The sequence below is a fragment of the Virgibacillus necropolis genome (assembly GCF_002224365.1).
GTDB lineage: Bacteria > Bacillota > Bacilli > Bacillales > Amphibacillaceae > Virgibacillus_F > Virgibacillus_F necropolis.
Genome location: NZ_CP022437.1, coordinates 1,197,492 through 1,215,519 on the forward strand (window position 1 = coordinate 1,197,492; position 18,028 = coordinate 1,215,519).

General features: G+C 38.5%; 18 protein-coding genes, 1 tRNA gene and 2 riboswitches. Of the genes, 12 read left to right on the forward strand and 7 right to left on the reverse strand.

What is annotated here, in order from left to right; all coding sequences use genetic code 11:
• Positions 1–13: 13 nt before the first annotated feature.
• From CFK40_RS05495 to CFK40_RS05505, 3 genes are read right to left on the reverse strand one after another with little or no spacing between them, the layout of a single operon-like run.
• Positions 14–928, reverse strand: coding sequence for a hydroxymethylglutaryl-CoA lyase (locus CFK40_RS05495; protein WP_089531307.1), 915 nt, complete (start codon positions 926–928; stop codon positions 14–16).
• Positions 929–955: 27 nt separating this feature from the next.
• Positions 956–2,152 (reverse strand): CaiB/BaiF CoA transferase family protein, encoded by a 1,197-nt coding sequence (locus CFK40_RS05500; RefSeq protein WP_089531309.1) that lies wholly within the window; start codon positions 2,150–2,152, stop codon positions 956–958.
• A complete protein-coding gene (locus CFK40_RS05505; RefSeq protein WP_161493838.1) occupies positions 2,149–2,829 on the reverse strand; it encodes a GntR family transcriptional regulator in 681 nt (226 codons plus the stop codon). The genes CFK40_RS05500 and CFK40_RS05505 overlap by 4 nt, the downstream gene beginning before the upstream one ends.
• 158 nt (positions 2,830–2,987) lie before the next feature.
• Here CFK40_RS05505 and CFK40_RS05510 point away from each other — a divergent pair, with 158 nt between their 5' ends.
• Positions 2,988–4,247, forward strand: coding sequence for an MFS transporter (locus CFK40_RS05510; protein ID WP_089534299.1), 1,260 nt, complete (start codon positions 2,988–2,990; stop codon positions 4,245–4,247).
• A gap of 198 nt (positions 4,248–4,445) precedes the next feature.
• Here CFK40_RS05510 and CFK40_RS21480 read toward each other — a convergent pair whose 3' ends face one another.
• A complete protein-coding gene (locus CFK40_RS21480) occupies positions 4,446–4,574 on the reverse strand; it encodes a hypothetical protein (protein WP_264371393.1) in 129 nt (42 codons plus the stop codon).
• A complete protein-coding gene (locus CFK40_RS05515) occupies positions 4,567–4,749 on the reverse strand; it encodes a hypothetical protein (protein WP_089531312.1) in 183 nt (60 codons plus the stop codon). The genes CFK40_RS21480 and CFK40_RS05515 overlap by 8 nt, the downstream gene beginning before the upstream one ends.
• Before the next feature lie 180 nt (positions 4,750–4,929).
• Between CFK40_RS05515 and CFK40_RS05520 the strand changes: the two genes are divergently transcribed.
• From CFK40_RS05520 to queE, 5 genes are all read left to right on the forward strand, one after another.
• Entirely contained in the window at positions 4,930–5,400 is a 471-nt protein-coding gene (locus tag CFK40_RS05520) for a hypothetical protein (RefSeq protein WP_089531314.1), read from the forward strand.
• A 65-nt stretch (positions 5,401–5,465) separates the two neighbouring features.
• A complete protein-coding gene (locus CFK40_RS05525) occupies positions 5,466–5,912 on the forward strand; it encodes a hypothetical protein (RefSeq protein ID WP_089531317.1) in 447 nt (148 codons plus the stop codon).
• Positions 5,913–5,958: 46 nt separating this feature from the next.
• Positions 5,959–6,005, forward strand: a riboswitch (PreQ1 riboswitch).
• A 78-nt stretch (positions 6,006–6,083) separates the two neighbouring features.
• The gene (gene queC, locus CFK40_RS05530; protein ID WP_089531319.1) at positions 6,084–6,749 is read left to right on the forward strand and encodes a 7-cyano-7-deazaguanine synthase QueC; all 666 of its coding nucleotides are present in this window, start codon (positions 6,084–6,086) and stop codon (positions 6,747–6,749) included.
• The gene (locus CFK40_RS05535) at positions 6,746–7,180 is read left to right on the forward strand and encodes a 6-pyruvoyl trahydropterin synthase family protein (RefSeq protein ID WP_089531320.1); all 435 of its coding nucleotides are present in this window, start codon (positions 6,746–6,748) and stop codon (positions 7,178–7,180) included. The genes queC and CFK40_RS05535 overlap by 4 nt, the downstream gene beginning before the upstream one ends.
• The gene (gene queE, locus CFK40_RS05540; RefSeq protein WP_089531322.1) at positions 7,180–7,902 is read left to right on the forward strand and encodes a 7-carboxy-7-deazaguanine synthase QueE; all 723 of its coding nucleotides are present in this window, start codon (positions 7,180–7,182) and stop codon (positions 7,900–7,902) included. The genes CFK40_RS05535 and queE overlap by 1 nt, the downstream gene beginning before the upstream one ends.
• Before the next feature lie 305 nt (positions 7,903–8,207).
• Here the strand turns inward: queE and CFK40_RS05545 are convergent.
• Both CFK40_RS05545 and CFK40_RS05550 read right to left on the reverse strand, forming a co-directional pair.
• A tRNA-Ala gene (locus CFK40_RS05545) sits at positions 8,208–8,278 on the reverse strand.
• Positions 8,279–8,402: 124 nt separating this feature from the next.
• Positions 8,403–9,470, reverse strand: a complete 1,068-nt coding sequence (locus CFK40_RS05550; protein WP_089531324.1) for a YkvI family membrane protein — start codon at positions 9,468–9,470, stop codon at positions 8,403–8,405.
• Positions 9,471–9,893: 423 nt separating this feature from the next.
• Between CFK40_RS05550 and CFK40_RS05555 the strand changes: the two genes are divergently transcribed.
• The 6 genes from CFK40_RS05555 to panD all read left to right on the forward strand — a co-directional run bounded on the left by CFK40_RS05555 (position 9,894) and on the right by panD (position 17,712).
• Positions 9,894–11,144, forward strand: coding sequence for a PucR family transcriptional regulator (locus CFK40_RS05555; RefSeq protein WP_089531326.1), 1,251 nt, complete (start codon positions 9,894–9,896; stop codon positions 11,142–11,144).
• Between the two features lie 107 nt (positions 11,145–11,251).
• Complete coding sequence (gene ald / locus CFK40_RS05560) at positions 11,252–12,382, forward strand: alanine dehydrogenase (protein WP_089531328.1); 1,131 nt, start codon at positions 11,252–11,254, stop codon at positions 12,380–12,382.
• A 367-nt stretch (positions 12,383–12,749) separates the two neighbouring features.
• A riboswitch (Lysine riboswitch) is annotated at positions 12,750–12,923 on the forward strand.
• Between the two features lie 228 nt (positions 12,924–13,151).
• Positions 13,152–14,585 (forward strand): YfcC family protein, encoded by a 1,434-nt coding sequence (locus CFK40_RS05565; protein ID WP_227001874.1) that lies wholly within the window; start codon positions 13,152–13,154, stop codon positions 14,583–14,585.
• A gap of 51 nt (positions 14,586–14,636) precedes the next feature.
• The gene (locus CFK40_RS05570; protein ID WP_089531330.1) at positions 14,637–15,836 is read left to right on the forward strand and encodes a M20 metallopeptidase family protein; all 1,200 of its coding nucleotides are present in this window, start codon (positions 14,637–14,639) and stop codon (positions 15,834–15,836) included.
• A 216-nt stretch (positions 15,837–16,052) separates the two neighbouring features.
• Positions 16,053–17,228 carry a tryptophan synthase subunit beta gene (trpB, locus tag CFK40_RS05575; RefSeq protein ID WP_089531332.1) on the forward strand — a complete coding sequence of 392 codons (1,176 nt, stop codon included), beginning with the start codon at positions 16,053–16,055 and terminating at the stop codon, positions 17,226–17,228.
• 91 nt (positions 17,229–17,319) lie between these two features.
• Positions 17,320–17,712 (forward strand): aspartate 1-decarboxylase, encoded by a 393-nt coding sequence (gene panD / locus CFK40_RS05580; RefSeq protein ID WP_089531334.1) that lies wholly within the window; start codon positions 17,320–17,322, stop codon positions 17,710–17,712.
• Positions 17,713–18,028 lie beyond the last annotated feature (316 nt).

Here is an 18,028-nt window from a genome sequence, read left to right on the forward strand (position 1 = left end):
TTCTTTCTCCCTTCTATAGTTCAGATGCGGAATGAAGATCTGTTATTTTCCCAGCTTTTACTACTTGGCCAGGTAAGTCATGTGTCAAACGTGATTGTAAATAGTTGGCTGAGTCTATCAGTTGGTCAAGATCTGCTTTGATCTCATATCCCATAAATTTAAGCATATGAACAAGGTCTTCTGTGCAAACATTTCCAGTTGCTCCAGGAGCGAAGGGACATCCACCCAGTCCTCCTAGAGAGGAATCAAATCGCGTTACTCCTGCACGAATACCTTCGTTAACATTTGCTAATGCCATTCCCCTTGTATTATGAAAATGGAGGGTTAAGGGAAGGTCAGGCCAATGCTTTAAAACGTTTTTAGATAATTGATATACTTGTGTAGGTGTGGCCATGCCTGTAGTATCGGCAAGTGTAATTCCACTAACACCTAGTTCCAGATATTGATCAATGAGACGTAGCACGCTATCTTCTGAGATATTTCCTTCAAATGGGCAGCCGAAAGATGTACCAAGCGAACCATTTACACGAATGTTCTTATTGGATAAAAAACTCATTATTTCGTGAAAGCTTTCAAATGTTTGGTCAGTTGTTCGACGTACGTTTTTTAAGTTATGTGTTTCACTCACTGAAACAAGAAGGTTAATTTCATCTACAGCACAACTTGTAGCACGTTTTACCCCTCTGAGATTCGGTACCAGGGCGGAGTATATAACTCCGGGTTTTCGCTCGATTTTACTCATCACTTCTTCTGCATCTTTCAAATTTGGTATGGCCTTAGGAGAGACAAAGGAGGTTACCTCAATCTTATCCACTCCTGCATCACTTAATTGGTTAATTAACTCAACTTTTTTATCTGTAGGAATAAATTGGTCTTCATTTTGAAGTCCATCCCTTGTAACAACTTCTTGAATAAAAATTCGTTTCATTTTCATCACCTACTTTCAAAAAGTTAATTAAATAATACCTTCCTCTTTTAGTTTTTGGATCTTTTCATCATCATAGGCTAATACGCCTTTCATGATTTGATTGGTATGTTCTCCTAGGTTTGGGCCTAACCAATTTGTTGCACCGGGTGTCTTACTCATTTTTGGCACAACACCTGGAATTTTTAGTGAATCACCATTACCAAGGTTGAAACTCTGAATCATTTCTCGCGCTAGATACTGTGGATCTTTTACAATATCTTCAATACTGTAAATAGCCCCTGCAGGAACTTTTGCATCATCAAGTGTTTGTAATGCGGTTTCAAGATTTACTGTTTTCGTCCAATCTTCTATACTTGCATCAAGAAAATCTGCATGTTCTGCACGACCTTTATTGCTTGTAAATCTTTCATCTTCCGCTAATTCCTGATGACCAATTGCAATCATTAATCTTTTAAAAATGGCATCCCCATTCCCGCCAATTACAATGTATTTCCCGTCGCTACATGGATATGTATTAGAGGGTGCGATACCTGGTAAGGAAGATCCAGTTCTTTCCCGAACTGCACCGAATTTGTCGTATTCAGGAAGCATGCTTTCCATTAAACTAAAGACAGCTTCGTAAAGTGCTACATCTACAATTTGACCTTCGCCAGTTCCTTTTACGTCACGATGGTAAACTGCCATAAGTGCGCCGATGACCGAATACATTGCTGCAAGGGAGTCTCCAAGGCTAATTCCTGCTCGTGTCGGTGCCCGGTCCGGGTATCCTGTCAGATGTCGTATTCCGCCCATCGATTCGCCGATACTACCAAAGCCTGTTTTGTCTCGGTATGGACCTGTTTGACCATAACCAGATACTCTAACCATAATAATTCCAGGGTTTATAGCAGATAATTGTTCATATCCTATGTTCCATTTTTCAAGAGTCCCTGGTCTAAAGTTCTCAATGATAATATCGCATTCTTTTGCAAGGGATTGAATTATTCCCTGACCTTCTTCACTCTTTAAATCAATAGTGATTGATTTTTTATTCCGTGCCTGAAGTCGCCACCATAGTGATTGACCCTCATAAATATGTCTCCATTCTCTGAGTGGATCACCTTTCCCAGGAGGCTCAACCTTGATAACATCTGCACCAAATTCAGCCATTAATCTTCCCGCAAATGGACCCGCAATAAGACTTCCTAATTCCAATACCTTTAACCCTTCTAACGTTTGGGTCATATAAAATCATCCTTTTGTTTTGATTTAAAAATAGTATCAAGCATGTTGATATCATTTTGAACATGCTGTTTCATCTCAAGCTCAGCTTGATTGCCATTTCCGTTAACGATGGCATCAGCAATTCGCACATGTTCCTCAAAAAAATTATCTCTTCGGGAATAGTTGCTTAGAATGTTATTTCGCATGTACAAGTTCTTCGCATGTATTAAATTCATAAATTGAATTAATTGCTTATTACCTGAAGATTGAACGACTATATCATGAAATTTGGTATTAAAAGTAACCACTTCTCTTTTTTGGTTGTTTTCTAATGCCTTTTTTGTATTATTTACTATTTCTATTAAGGCATCTTTATTTACTTGTGACATGTTTTGTGCTGATAATTTTGCTCCAAGTGGTTCCAACCTTTCTTTACAGAGATAAAGGTCGACAACATCATCAACTGTTGGGTCAAAAACGTAAATATGCACGCCTTTTTGAGTTAGCAAGCCATCATGTATCAACATTCGTATGGCTTCACGGATTGGGCCGCGACTAACTCCTAACATGTTTGCTAGACCTGACTCTGTTAGTCGTTCACCGGGTAAAAATTTATTTTCTAGCAGATAGTTTTGAATGTGTACGTATGCTTGAACGTGAAAGGGTTCTGATTTAACAATACGACTAATTGATTCCACCTCCTTGACATGTAAACGCTTTCTTGTATAGTATATTGTTATCAGTATTTTGTCAACAATGTAAAAAATTAAATATTGTCTGAACCTAGAAACCTTTTGATTTAAGGGGTTAGTTGAAGTATTGTTTCCCAAAAAATAAAAAAAGAGTTGAACTGCATATGGGAATTAAGGATTTACAGCAAAACTCGTTAACTAAAATAAACCCATGGAGAATGTTGGCATGGTTGTTTGTCGCACAAGTATCCGTCGCTTTTATAGGCAGGAGTCTAGCCCCATTAGGTCTACTGATTGGTGCAGACTTATCCCTTACAATGGCACAAATCGGAATGCTTCCTGCCGCATTATTTCTAGGACAATCGCTTGCTGCCATTCCAGTAGGGTATTTTACAGATTCGATAGGGTCAAGAAGAGTACTGTTAATGCTATCTATTTGTTTAGGGTTAAGCTTTTTATTGATGACCTTTTCTTCTGTATTTTTGGTGATTCTTTTTTTAATCACTTTAGGTGGGATTGGTTATGGATCCATGCACCCCGCTTCAAACCGCGGTATTATCTACTGGTTTTCCCCTAATAAGCGTGGTACAGCTATGGGAATCAAGCAAATGGGGGTCACGTTTGGTTCGGCTCTTTCTGCCCTTTTACTTCTCCCCCTTGCAAGTGAATGGGGATGGCGACCAGTTCTTTTTGGTGCTTGTTTGCTTTTAATTTTTATAGGATTTCTAGCCTTTCTATTCTATAACGATCCACCTTCCGTCAAGAAGGCTACAGGTGCAAAGGACAGCGAATCGAGCCATTTACTACCATCCATTTACGCTATGCTTAAAAATAAGGCATTAATTCTTGTTAGTATATGTGCCATGGGCTTAAGTGGTGGTCAAATGGCTCTAAATACGTATCTAGTGTTGTTCGCATATGAACGACTTGGTATAAGTTTGGTTTTATCTGGTGTTTTGCTGGTCATTTCCGAAGTGAGTGGGTCTTTTGGGCGGATTGTATGGGGGATTGTAAGTGATCGTTTATTTAATGGAAGACGAATAATTGTCCTAATTATCATTGCATTTTGCACAATATTTTTGTCGCTTACGATTGCGTTACTGCCTCCTGGAACATCATTCGGGACGATGTCATTGATTACAGTTTTCTTTGGGTTCTGTATGTCTGGTTTTAATGGAATTTGGATGAATACAGCTACAGAACTAGTCCCACGTGAACAATCAGGAATTGCTAGTGGTTTCAGTATTACTTTAGGTTCATGGGGGGTAATTGTTGGACCACCTCTTTTTGGCTTCATTGTTGATAAAACCGGATCATTTGTTTTCGGCTGGCTATTTCTTGCTATTGTTATGGTCATAGTAATTATTTTATTGTTTTATACAATGAAAATTGTAAATACAAACGAAGCTTTGAAAAGTAGATGACTTGCGGGGTGATTTATATGGATACTATTATAGAAAAGTTTCATGAAATACCAACAGCTTGTGTTGCTGATGTTATGGATAGTAAGCATATTTTTGATTCATCTATTAGACCTTTAAAAGATCATTACAGACATAAGAGGCAACTTGTTACAAAATTAACAAGTTGCCTCTAGTCATCATTCTTTGTAATCCGCCACTTTAACCTTTCGAGGTTTGTTTCCTTATAATTTCATCTCTGATTGGACTATCTGACAATTCTTCGGAAAACGCATGATCTTTTTTATTCGTTGCTCGATCCTTTTTCTGTTTCTCTTGCTTCCTATTCATTTGGTTGATCCTGCCCTGAATTATTTAAATAGGTGTTTTCGCCTGATGCAAAATTTACATTTTGCAGATTAAATTCTTCGTCTTGAGGATGGGATGTTTTGTGTTCAATCTCCGGAATATTTTCACTTTCAATTTCTGGTTTCCTAGTGTCTGTTGATTTCTTCTTTTCATCCATTAATGATTCTCCCTCCAAATAGTGGTATCCCTTAGTTTGTCTAAAAATGAAGAAGGTATGAGTACTTTTTAGGGTGAACCGTATCAATTTTGATAGATATAAATTCTACTGACAATACTATTTGTCTCATCTAATGAATAAAATTGTTAGTGACTGCTATAAAAGGGGAGCTGATAGTAAATGAGGAAAAGCGATCGAGGCACAACGCTGCTGATTGTACTGTTATTTACCGTGGTTACTGCTGCTATAACCATTTACTATCTCTTTTTTTTCAGCAAACCTCCAGGAGAGCAAGCCGTTGAAGTAGTTGATACATTTTATACATATGAACAAGACGGGGCATTTTCTGATTCGTGGGCGATGTTCCATCCATTAATGAAGGAGAAGTTTCCTAAAGGGCATTACCTTCAAGATCGCGCCCATATATTCATGAACCACTTCGGTGTCACGACCTTCACTTACACTCTTAGTGAAGCGATGGAAGTAAAGAACTGGAAAATCGAAAAGGGTGCGGAGCCGATTCCGACTACCTATATGGTGACGGTAACGCAGGTGTATAAGGGGAAGTATGGAAATTTTAGTATTGTACAGGATCTGTATACAACAATTGTTGATGGAGAATGGAAAGTTCTTTGGGATTATAAGAAATAGTTTTGTGGAATAGGTATTAATAGGTCAGGTTGTTACACACAGTACAAGAAGGGATTGTTGCTTCTATGAACAATAATTTCGGTGATAAATTAAAAAGTATGAAAGAAAAAGGTGTCAGTTTACCAATAACATCAGACATGTTCTTGTGGACTTTGCAAAAAGGTATTAATAAAAATGACGCAATAAGGGATTTGAATGTTTCTTTCGTCAATGGACTTATAACAATTAGCGGGAATAAAGAAATGCCTTTAAAATCAATTAAGTTTAAAGTTGGATTAAAGCCTATACATGCTCATGGTAGAACCTTAAAACTAAAGTTAGTTACCGCAAAGCCAGTAAAATGGAATTGGCTGAATAAAATTATTTTAAATAAGCCACCATTTATAAAGTACAATGAAGAAAATATCAAAATTGACTTAAATTGTATAGATAAAGTGAAGGCCGTGCCGATTGGAAATATATTAAGTTTCGAGATCAAAGATGAGATACTTTGGGTGAAGTTAGGGCTGTAACTATGTTAAAGTTAAATTATAATCAAAAAATGAAATCTGCATTTCTGCAGGAGAGGTTCGCAATTCCATCCCTCGATAAAAAACTAAGGAGTCAACAACACTCTCTTTGGTGTTGTTTTTTTTGATGGAAATAGGCTTGAATCTCTCCCTTTTTGATAAAAGAGAGGGGAAATGAAAATGAGTAAAAAAGCAGTTGTTGTATTCAGTGGGGGACAGGATAGTACTACTTGCCTGTTCTGGGCCTTGGAACAATTTGAAGAAGTGGAGGCTGTCACGTTTCAGTACGGTCAGCGGCATATTGCTGAACTGGATTGTGCAAAAGAGATTTGCCAGAAGCTTGGTGTGCTTCATCATGAACTTGATATGTCTTTATTGAATCAATTAGCGCCGAATGCATTAACGAGAGATGATATTGCGATTACGGAGGATGAGGGTGAATTGCCGTCTACTTTTGTACCGGGCAGGAATTTATTGTTTCTATCTTTTGCCGGTGTGTTAGCAAAACAAATTGGTGCCAAACACTTGATAACAGGAGTGAGTGAAGCCGATTACAGCGGTTATCCAGATTGCCGGGATGGCTTCATGAAATCATTAAATGTCACATTAAATTTATCCATGGATGATACGTTTGTTATTCATACCCCATTGATGTGGCTTGATAAGTCGCAGGTGTGGGAACTCAGTGACAAACTTAATGCTTTTGAGTTTGTAAAAACACATACACTAACTTGTTATAACGGTGTGAAGGGCAGTGGGTGCGGGGATTGTCCCGCATGTATCCTAAGGCAAAGAGGTCTTGAGAATTATAAAAAAAAGAAAGAGGGTGAAGTGGTATGATGCAGCAAATTTATCCCGCTGCGACCCACGATTATTCTTTTGAAATAAACAAAGACTTTCACTTTGCGGCAGCACATTATATTGCCCACGCAGATGCTGGAAAATGCAAACAGACACACGGACACACGTACTTTGCAAACATTACCATTGTAGGAGATGAACTTGGGTCTACTGGATTTTTGGTTAACTTTAAAACAGTAAAAGAGTTAATTGAACGGCGTTTTGACCATGGGGTTTTAAACGAAGACCCAGCTTTTTCTAATAAACAGTCCGAATTTTTTCCAACGACTGAGGTTATCGCACGTACGATCTATGAAATTATCCAGGACCATTTAAATACGTTACAAAATAAGCCGTTATGTCTACAGGTATATTTACGGGAAACACCGACAAGTTATTGTGTTTATCGCCCGAGAAAGGTGGATAAATAATGAAGATCCCTGTGCTCGAGATATTTGGCCCGACCATCCAAGGAGAAGGAATGGTAATTGGACGAAAGACAATGTTTATTCGAACAGCCGGCTGTGATTATTCCTGTTCTTGGTGTGATTCTAAATTTACGTGGGATGGATCTGAAAAAAGTAATATTCAACTCCTGGAGCCTGAGGAAATTTGGGAGGCATTAACAGAAGAAGGCGGTGATCGCTTTGGGCACGTAACCATATCAGGTGGAAATCCTGGATTGCTAGCCCATTTAAATGAGCTTGTTAAGCTGTTACACGAAAAGAATATGAACATAGCACTGGAAACACAAGGGAGTAAGTGGCAGCCATGGTTTATCGACATTGATGATTTGACGCTTTCACCTAAGCCGCCAAGCTCAGGAATGCAAACAAATTTTGAAAAACTCGATCAGATTATTGATCGTTTACGGCAGGATCAAAACGGAACATTCAGTTTAAAAGTAGTAATTTTTAATGAGGATGATTTGACTTACGCGGTAAATATGCATCAAAGGTATCCAGATGTGGAATTGTTTCTTCAGGTAGGAAATGATGATCTAGAAACAATGAATAATGAAAAGTTACTTGGTCATATGTTACGTAACTATGAACAGCTAATTGATCTAGTAATGGAAAGTCATGTATTGAAAGACGTTCGTGTTCTGCCGCAGCTTCATACCTATTTATGGGGGAATAAACGGGGAGTATAGAACTGTGTATATTTAAATAAAAGCCTTCCCTTATTATTTTAGACAATAAGGGAGGGCTTTCTTTAAGAGGATGTTCAAAAAGTCATCAAATGATAAACGGCGAATTTCTCCGCTTTGCTTGTTTTTCTGGTTTCTCATGTAGGAATAGCCTACATTCCGATCTCGGGGACTACGCCGCCTCGAACTTGACGCACAGGACGTGCTAATGTCGACTTTGCAACAGGACGTTGCGTTCTTTGTCGACCTTGTTTCTAATTTGCCGAATTTTTGAACACGCACTTTAAGTTATTATTCTTAACTTAGTATGGAGCCACGGGGAATTGAACCCCGATTACTTGAATGCCATTCAAGTGTAATCCCATTATACCATGGCCCCGAAACACAATTATCAGTGGGTTAATGCCAAGCAAGCATTCTCCCGACTGAGTTTAATGTTCCAATCAATCAGAGATTTATTATAAGCTTTTCTCTGCCGATTTTCAAGTAGCAACTTCTATGGTCTAACCTGCTTCTTGCCTTTTCTTCTTTGCAGCTGGTATTTTGATTGATGCGTATACGAGAGCTGCAATAAGGAATAGGCCTAAGTAGCCAATGAGCGGATAGAAAAAAGCAACAAGTTCTGTGAAGCCAACGAAGCTTGCGGAGAATGCAATAATCATGGTGATACTAACGAACACTTTGAACTTATTTGTTCCTATCTCCGTGAAGCGTGCTCCGAATGCAAAGAACATGCTGACTGCAGTATTGAAAATCATGCCGAACAGGATTATTGAATAAAAAATTCCGAGTACAGGAGAGATATCATCAACAATTTTTAACATCGGCATATCGAAGTTTGCAACGACATCAACTTTTGAGTAGATGGCAAGATGACTTACTAATATGAGAATTCCAAGGCCAAGTCCTCCGAGAAGTCCCCCCATTTTCGCTGCTTTTTCGTCACGTTCAGCTCCTCCCATGACAAGTGACATGGACGCTCCTACCGCAATATTAAAAGAAACATAGTTTATTCCAGCTATGAACCAGTTTGGTAGTGTTGATGGTTGTTCTTTAGCAATCGGATTAAGTTCCGCAAACGATGAATCCATTGTTAGCAGACTGTAAATGGAAACTAGTATTACGCTAATAATTAAAAATGGTGTGATACTCCCAATAACCGCAACCACACGATCGACATTCATCATAATGGTAAGTATGACGAGAACTGTCATCAGCATGGTCCCTAGGAAAGATGGTAATCCGAACTGCTGATCCAGGATAGATCCTGCCCCAGCAATCATGACGACCCCTACGCCAAAAAGGGTGAAGATGATGATGTAATCCACAACAACTCCAAGGTAACGCCCGCTAATCTTATAAACGGCATCTTTATGTGATCTCGTCTGCAAACGACTACCAAGACTCGTCAACGTCATCCCGAGATAAGCGAATAATGCTGTGGCAATTATTGCTCCAACTGTTCCAATAAGCCCAAAGCTTGTAAAGTACTGTAAAACTTCTTGTCCTGATGCGAACCCCGCACCAACAATGATTCCGATAAAAGCGCTTGCAATTTTTAAAATTTTCATGGTGTCCTCCAACTTTTATGTATTATTATGGTGTAAAACCCAAAATGTTGTACTGAAAGAAAATGGCGAATTCTGTCTTATTTTAAACCGTATTCTCTATTTTAACAAATAATCTGTGAAAAACCACGTGTTTTACTAAAATTTTGTCCAACTATTTGATAATTCACTTAAAATGCGTGTACAAAAAAGTCGCAAATTAGCAACAAAAAGCTTAAGGCGCGAGGACTATGAGGAACAAATAATACGTGAGGAAAGAAAAAGCTAAGGAATGAAGAAATTCGTCGTCCAACATTTGGTGATTTTTTGAAAAACCACATAAAATGAAAGTACAAATTAGCATTATTTATGGTATTCTTGAAGCAATATAAAATAAAATATAAAATATAAAAATAGAAAATCTATAGAGAAAGGAGGAAAGTTTTCATGAACAATTCATCCGATCGCTCCGAATTATTTAAAGATGATTTTGATTCCTTGGAGGGTTTAGCAGACCGCATTGGAAAAGTCCTAGACTGTCCTATTACGATAGAAGACTCCAATCATCGAATCATTTCGTATAGTACCCACGAAGAAAATGTAGATGATGCCAGGGTAGCCACTATAATAAGAAGAAAAGTGCCAGAGAATGTAATCAACAGCCTTTGGAAACATGGTGTGATGTCAAGGTTATTTGAACAAGATGAACCGGTGATTGTACCCGCTATCGAGGAAGTGGGACTCGGAAACAGAATTGCCGTTTCGGTTCGGAAAAGTAATGAGGTTCTTGGTTTTATCTGGGCGCAAACAACTGATAAAACATTTGGAGAAGATAAATTAAAATTGCTCAAAGAGGCATCGAATCTGGTGCAAAAACAACTCCTTAAGCTTCAAATTAAAAAAAGGAAGGCGGAAGAGAGTTATCAAGAATTTTTTTGGCAACTATTAACCGGCCATGCATATCAAAAGGATGTGATTGAACGCCAAGCAAAGCGGTTCGGATTACAGTTAAATGGAAACCTTGCTATTGCCATGATTGAATATGATTGTGAAGTTACACAAACGATTGAAAAACATTCCTACTATTTAACGGAAACCCTAGAATTAGTTCAGGTTGTTTGTCGGGTATTTGATCAGAATCAACTAATCCTACTAATCCGCCTTAAATCCAGTGAAAATACGATAAAGGTTCTGAATAAATTTATTGGAAATTTCATTCATAAAATTTCAGAAAGAATGCAAATCAGTAATGTGAAAGGGTCTTTTGGAACAATATATAACACGCCTCAACATAGTAAGGATAGTTATAAACACGCCCTAAAGGTTTTGGAGTTAAAGGAGCAATTTCCAAAAGAGCTACAGAACATTTATAGTTATCAAGAACTTGGCGTTTATCAATTTTTGGATGAGCTTTATCAAATCAGAAACCGGAATCATTATCAAAACTATTCAATTGAAAAGTTACGAAAATACGATCTCAAGCATCATACAAATTTATTAACAACGCTAAATGTTTATTTGGAATGTGATAGTAATGTGCATAAAGCAGCCAAATTAATACATGTCCATACAAATACATTAAATTATCGCTTGAAAAGAATTGTTGAAATCGCAGAAGTCGACTTAAAGGACCCAAATCAAAAAATAACGCTATACCTTGATTTAAAGTTAGAAAGCATGAAAAGGAATGATATGTGATTTTACACAAACCATCCCTTCTATTTTTTGTTATATTCATAAAGAAAAATTTAGATGAAGGGAATATAATAGAATATAAATTGAACAGTAGGGAGAGGTTGGTTAGTATGATTATTGGTGTTCCAAAGGAAATTAAAAATAATGAAAACCGAGTTGCAATGACACCTGCGGGGGTTGTAAATTTATCTAAAGCCGGACATCGGGTCATGATTGAATCGAATGCTGGTGTTGGAAGTAATTTTACTAACGAAGAATATAAAGTAGCTGGTGCCGAAATTATTGAAAGCGCTTCAGATGTTTGGGAGAAGGCGGAAATGATTATGAAAGTAAAAGAGCCCCTTTCACCTGAATACAAATACTTTCGTAAAGGGCTAATTTTGTTTACTTACCTTCACCTGGCGGCGGAACCAGAATTGACTAAAGCTTTAGTTGAAAATGAAGTTACAGCAATCGCTTATGAAACTGTAACCGTAAACAACACATTACCATTACTTTCTCCAATGAGTGAAGTTGCTGGCCGTATGGCATCGCAAATTGGTGCCCAGTTCCTTGAAAAGTTTTATGGTGGAAAAGGGATCTTGCTAAGTGGTGTACCAGGTGTAAATCGTGGGAAAGTAACCGTTATCGGTGGCGGAATGGTTGGTACGAACGCAGCAAAAATTGCAGTAGGTCTTGGTGCAGATGTAACAATTATTGACTTAAATCCTACACGTTTACGTCAATTAGAAGATATCTTTGGTACGAGTGTACAAACATTAATGTCGAACCCATACAATATCGCAGAAGCGGTTAAAAACTCTGATTTAGTTATTGGTTCCGTATTAATTCCAGGTGCAAAAGCGCCTAAGCTTGTAACAGAAGAAATGGTTAAATCCATGCAGCCAGGATCTGTTGTTGTCGATGTTGCTATCGACCAAGGTGGTAATTTCGAAACAGTTGATCATATTACAACACATGATGATCCAATCTATGAAAAACATGGTGTGCTTCACTACGCGGTTGCAAATATGCCTGGTGCCGTACCACGTACATCGACCATTGCATTAACAAATGTAACCATCCCTTATGCAGCGCAAATCGCTACAAAAGGTGTTGTCAAAGCAATTAATGAAAACCCAGCGATTAAATCTGGTGTAAACGTGCTAAACGGAAGAGTAACATACGAAGCAGTAGCACTTGATCTTGGTTACGAATACGCAACAGTTGAAGAAGCTGTAGTAAAACTAGTGATTGCGTAAATTTTTAAAAGAAAATACTGAAAAATACCCTTCAAGCTATTTTTGGAGGGTATTTTTTGATTGTCTAATCACCATACATGGAAATGCTTCGTTCTCCCTTCCCACTTTATAAATAAACGGGAAGGGAACTGTTACCAAGCACCATAGTCGAAACATTTAATGAAGGTTTTAAGAAGTTTATAGTTACCATATTATCGTTATCGGGATGGGGAATAAATTAAATTAGGAAAGAATAATTAATGACTTAGTGTTCTCAGGCTGCTCTTTATGTTTGTGACTTGTATATTTTGGCAAAAGTTCAAAACTACTTGAAACAATTTTCGAAATACTGTATTGTTAAAAAACAAATACATATTTAACCTCAGTTCGGTGAGGTAGAGGTGCAGACAATATTATTAATTAGCGTGAGAATGACATCGATGATTGCTGATGAAAGGATTGGTTGCCGAAGCGTAGTAAGGGTCGAACTTATTACTGCTGGTATATCTTTGAATAAAGGATATACTGTCGTGCATGGTGTGCATGGAGGACTACTGATCGATGGAGGAAAACGTATAATTGGTGACGCAATGATAGGTTGATTCTTGTCATTGTTTTTTTATTAAATAGAGTTTTTTTAACTTTCTCTTTAAACCAAAACTCATTTTGCCAGTTTACTTCCTCTTTTCAATCCATGCACTCCCAAATATAGGGGGTGTTTTTTGTTTTTACATGAATGAAATGGAAAGGAAAGCAGTATTATTTCACGAATATAGAGGAGGAATCTAGTATGGCCTTAGAAGCGAAGAAACCTAAAATGAATAAGGAACCAAACAAAAAATCAAAAAAATTTACAGCGCCACATCCGTTTGTCATCTTATTTGCTGTAATAATTTTGATTACCATTAGTACATATTTTGTTCCAGCTGGAGAATATGATCGTACCACGAATGAAGAGGAGCAGACGGTTGTTGTTGATGGGACATATCATACCGTCGAGTCTAATCCAGCTGGATTCATGGAAATCTTTCAGTCTATTCATCAGGGAATGGTGGAGGGTGCAGCTATTATTTTCTTTATTTTTATTGTTGGTGGTGCGTTTGGTATTTTCCGAGCGACCAATTCAATTGAAGGAGCACTTGGTAGTATTTCCTCTAAGGTGATTGGGAAGGAAATTTATCTGATTCCAGTTGTCATGATTTTCTTTGGACTTGCAGGCGCTACGTTTGGGATGTTTGAGGAGGCACTGCCGTTTATTTTGATAATGGTGCCGATTGCCTTAAAACTTGGATTTGACTCGATGGTTGGAACTGCAATGGTTCTGGTTGGCGTCTCAGCTGGATTTACCGCAGCGTTTACAAATCCATTTACCATTGGGGTTGCACAAGGGATAGCGGGCTTACCCCTTTTTTCTGGAATGGGCGTACGAATAATTTATTGGTTGATTTTCATGGCGGTTAGCATTGCATATGTGATGGTCTACGCAAAAAAGGTGAAAAATAAACCGTCCACGAGCATTGTTCTTGAAGAAGATAACAAACGTAACACTGATACAACGGAAATAGCTCAGGAAAAGTTAACAAGAATACAAGCAGCCACGCTTGGGGTGCTTGTTTTGACACTAGGTATACTCGCGTTTGGTGTTATTCAGTATGGTTGGTTTATTAAGGAGATTGCAGCCCTGTTTCTTATCATGGGGATTGTTGTTGGGATTATCAATAAAATGGGAATTAATGAAATTGCTGAAAGATTTGTCAAAGGTTGTGAGGAGCTAGTTGTCGGAGCACTAGTTGTTGGTTTCGCATATGGTGCTCTTGTTTTGCTGCAAAACTCTAGCACAATCGATACCATTTTGTACGGAGTTACGAGTCTCGTATCCGGTATGCCAAGTCAATTTGCTGCAATCGGGATGTATATAACACAAAGTTTTTTAAATTTCATCGTAACTTCCGGAAGTGGACAAGCTGCACTTAGTATGCCGATCATGACTCCGCTTGCTGATCTATTGGAAGTAAATAGGCAGACAGCTGTCCTTGCGTATCAGATGGGTGATGGTATTTCAAATATTTTCACCCCAACAAGTGGGTTGCTTTTAGCAGCACTAGCGATGGCGGGCATTTCTTGGATAAAGTGGATAAAGTTTGTATGGCCATTAATAGCAATTCATTATGTGTTAGGAGCAATTTTTGTAACAATAGCTCACATGTTTATATGGACTTCCTGATGTAATGGAAGTTATTAAAAAAATGGATATAACAACGAGGAGGAAACGGATATGATTAAAGAAATTTTTGCTAAATTAGAAGGAATCTACCCAGAATTGGTGGACTTCCGTCGAGATATGCATATGTATCCAGAGCAGTCTCATCACGAAGAAAAAACGCCAGAAAAAATAGCAGAGTTTTTGAAAGGGTTAGGGATTGAGGTAAGGTCCGGTGTCGGAGGAAGTGGTGTCGTTGGAACTCTGAGAGGTGGCAAACCTGGTAAAACCGTTGCATTGCGCGCCGATTTTGACGCTTTACCGATTCAGGATGAAAAGGATGTTGCGTATAAGTCGAAAGTACCTGGAGTCATGCATGCTTGCGGACACGATATTCATACATCAGCACTTCTTGGGGTTGCCAAGGTTTTAAGTACGATACGCGAAGAAATTCCTGGAACGATTGTGTTTATTCATCAGTTTGCGGAAGAGGCGACACCGGGTGGGGCAAAGTTTATGATTGAAGACGGTTGCCTTAATGGGGTCGACATGATCTATGGTGCTCATGTAATGTCGGATCAACCATTTGGTACAGTTACTGTAAGAGAAGGTTATGTATCTTCCGCACAGGATGATTTTAAAATAGAAGTTTTAGGGAAAGGTGGCCATGGATCACAGCCACATACCACTGTTGATCCGCTTGTAACTGCAAGCCAACTGGTCGTCAATCTGCAACAAATTGTTAGCCGCCGGGTGAATCCGCAACAGGCCGCAGCTGTTACAGTCGGTTCGTTTATGAGCGGTGGCGCAAATAACGTTATACCGGATAAAGCAATCATTAAAGGAACAGTGCGTACCTACGATGCAGAAGTCCGGGATATAATCGAAAAGGCGATGGAACAGATTACGAAAACTACATGTGAAGCTGCAGGTGCTGATGTGGATTATGAATATGTTCGTGATTGCCCGTCGATGTTTAATGACTCCGAGGAATCAAAGCGAGTGGAAGAAATGGCAAAATTGATTGTCGGTGAAGAGAATGTTACAGAGATGGATCCAATGATGGGCAGTGAGGACTACGCCTATTACCAGCAGGAAATTCGAGGTGTTTATTTTATCGTGGGAGGCAAAAATGCAGACATTAATGCTGTCTATCCACACCATCACCCGAAATTCACAGTCGATGAACGGTCCATGTTGAACATTGGAAAAGTATTTATCGGTACGGTATTGAATTATCTTTCGGATGGAGAAATTAAACCATATGGGAAGTAAGGTGGGTGTCTTCCCTGAAGATGGATTGCACTACAAACATAGATATGCCAGCTTTGTTAACGGCAATTAAAAACTAGAAAGTCTCTGAATCTATTATAATTGAGTAGACTCTTTTATTTACTAATAAATTACTGCAAAGTGCCTTCAAAATGTTAAGATAGTTTCAAGTATTCTTTTAAAAGAAAGTGATAATGGTTTGAGGAGCTGAGTAGAGTCATGAATAAGCAAAGCGTAGCAGAGCAAGGTTTTTTCGGGGAATTTGGGGGTAGTTTTGTACCTGATGACCTAAAAAATGTGTTGTCCCATGTGGCCAAGGAATTTGAGAAGTATCGGGATGATCCAGAATTTGAAGAGGAGTTCCGGTATTATTTGAGGGAGTTCGTTGGTCGTGAGAATCCACTTACGTTCGCTGGAAATCTTACGAAAAAAACCGGTGGGGCAAAAATATATTTGAAACGTGAGGATCTAAACCATACAGGCGCCCACAAGATTAACAATGTTATTGGACAGATTCTCTTGGCCAAACGAATGGGTGTAGAGCGAATAATTGCTGAAACTGGGGCGGGACAGCATGGGGTAGCGACAGCAACTGCATGCGCGATGTTCGGCATTCCATGTAAAGTATACATGGGGAAACTAGACACCAAGCGTCAATCGTTAAACGTCTTTCGGATGGAACTACTGGGTGCAGAAGTTGTCCCAGTTGAAAAAGGTCAGGGGCGATTAAAGGATGCTGTGGATGAAGCATTAAACGATCTTGTGGAAAATCATAAGAATACATTTTACTTATTGGGATCGGCTGTTGGGCCACATCCATATCCGACGATGGTGAAATATTTTCAATCCATTATTAGTGAAGAGTCAAAACAGCAGATTATTGAAAAAGAAGGAAAACTGCCTGCAGCTGTGATAGCCTGTGTTGGTGGTGGAAGCAATGCAATTGGAGCGTTTGCCCATTATATTGATGAGGAAGGTGTCCGCCTGATTGGAGTTGAACCGGCAGAAGCAGCTACCATTACAAAAGGGGAGCCAGCGGTAATCCACGGGTTCAAATGTTTAACGTTGTTGGATGAAGATGGTGAACCACAACCGACTTATTCAATTGCCGCAGGATTAGATTATCCGGGTGTCGGACCTGAGCACAGTCAGCTCAATAAGACTGGTAGGGGTGAGTATGTCACAGCAACTGGTGATGAAGCGCTGGAGGCTTTTCAAGAATTGTCAAAAGTCGAAGGGATTATCCCAGCATTAGAAAGTTCACATGCGGTTGCCCATGCGATAAAGTTGGCTCGAGAATTATCAAAAGAAGAATCCATTATCGTGAACCTCTCTGGTAGAGGGGATAAGGATGTTGAACTGGTGTTTGAGATGATTCGAAAACAATCGAATTGATATAAGAAAAAGTCTTATTTTAGAAATTGGTATGATTATAAGAATATTTAGTTTATTCTATAACTAAGCTAATTCATAGGAGGCGTTTTAAATGCAACGATTAATGTGTAAAGGAAAGATTCATCGGGCCACAGTCACGGAAGCTGAACTTGATTATGTTGGCAGTATAACAATTGATTATAATTTAATGAAGGAGTCGAATATTTTACCATATGAAATGGTACAAATTACAAGCTTGAAAAATGCAACCAGATGGAAGACGTATGCTATCCCAGCCCCAGAGGGTTCGAATCGCATATGCTTAAATGGTCCACCTGCACACTTATTTTCTCCTGGTGATATTGTAATTATATTAAGTCAAGGGCTCATGACCGATGAAGAAATAAAAGACCTGAAACCAAGAGTCGTATTTGTAGATGGAAACAACGAGATTACTAGTGTAGAGGAACATGATTTACACTTGCCGAAGGGTGTAAAACTATAAACTTTATTAATGAATCCAACTGGTTTAAGTTTTTCTTGGGCTACCAATGGATTTTTTGAAATGACGTTACAGCTTTGTCGCTGTAGCGTCTAATTTGTTTAAAAAATGATTCTAGTATGTCATTATAAAACAAGTAGAAAAAGATTAGAAAACTTGGCTTATCGCCAAACCTTCGTTGCATTTATGCAGTAAGAAAGGATTTATACTTTTTTAACTGCTGAGAAATTGCTTTTATTTTAACTAAATTCAATTGCTAAAAGTAGGAAAAAGGGTTTGTATTCTAATCTCGGTTTATTAAAGAATATACTGTATTACG

Coding starts and splice junctions, on each gene's coding strand:
- CFK40_RS05495 (WP_089531307.1), bottom strand. CDS start 928: ATGAAACGAATTTTTATTCAAGAAGTTGTTACAAGGGATGGACTTCAA.
- CFK40_RS05500 (WP_089531309.1), bottom strand. CDS start 2,152: ATGACCCAAACGTTAGAAGGGTTAAAGGTATTGGAATTAGGAAGTCTT.
- CFK40_RS05510 (WP_089534299.1), top strand. CDS start 2,988: ATGGGAATTAAGGATTTACAGCAAAACTCGTTAACTAAAATAAACCCA.
- CFK40_RS21480 (WP_264371393.1), bottom strand. CDS start 4,574: ATGAATAGGAAGCAAGAGAAACAGAAAAAGGATCGAGCAACGAATAAA.
- CFK40_RS05515 (WP_089531312.1), bottom strand. CDS start 4,749: ATGGATGAAAAGAAGAAATCAACAGACACTAGGAAACCAGAAATTGAA.
- CFK40_RS05520 (WP_089531314.1), top strand. CDS start 4,930: ATGAGGAAAAGCGATCGAGGCACAACGCTGCTGATTGTACTGTTATTT.
- CFK40_RS05525 (WP_089531317.1), top strand. CDS start 5,466: ATGAACAATAATTTCGGTGATAAATTAAAAAGTATGAAAGAAAAAGGT.
- queC (WP_089531319.1), top strand. CDS start 6,084: ATGAAAATGAGTAAAAAAGCAGTTGTTGTATTCAGTGGGGGACAGGAT.
- CFK40_RS05535 (WP_089531320.1), top strand. CDS start 6,746: ATGATGCAGCAAATTTATCCCGCTGCGACCCACGATTATTCTTTTGAA.
- queE (WP_089531322.1), top strand. CDS start 7,180: ATGAAGATCCCTGTGCTCGAGATATTTGGCCCGACCATCCAAGGAGAA.
- CFK40_RS05550 (WP_089531324.1), bottom strand. CDS start 9,470: ATGAAAATTTTAAAAATTGCAAGCGCTTTTATCGGAATCATTGTTGGT.
- CFK40_RS05555 (WP_089531326.1), top strand. CDS start 9,894: ATGAACAATTCATCCGATCGCTCCGAATTATTTAAAGATGATTTTGAT.
- ald (WP_089531328.1), top strand. CDS start 11,252: ATGATTATTGGTGTTCCAAAGGAAATTAAAAATAATGAAAACCGAGTT.
- CFK40_RS05565 (WP_227001874.1), top strand. CDS start 13,152: ATGGCCTTAGAAGCGAAGAAACCTAAAATGAATAAGGAACCAAACAAA.
- CFK40_RS05570 (WP_089531330.1), top strand. CDS start 14,637: ATGATTAAAGAAATTTTTGCTAAATTAGAAGGAATCTACCCAGAATTG.
- trpB (WP_089531332.1), top strand. CDS start 16,053: ATGAATAAGCAAAGCGTAGCAGAGCAAGGTTTTTTCGGGGAATTTGGG.
- panD (WP_089531334.1), top strand. CDS start 17,320: ATGCAACGATTAATGTGTAAAGGAAAGATTCATCGGGCCACAGTCACG.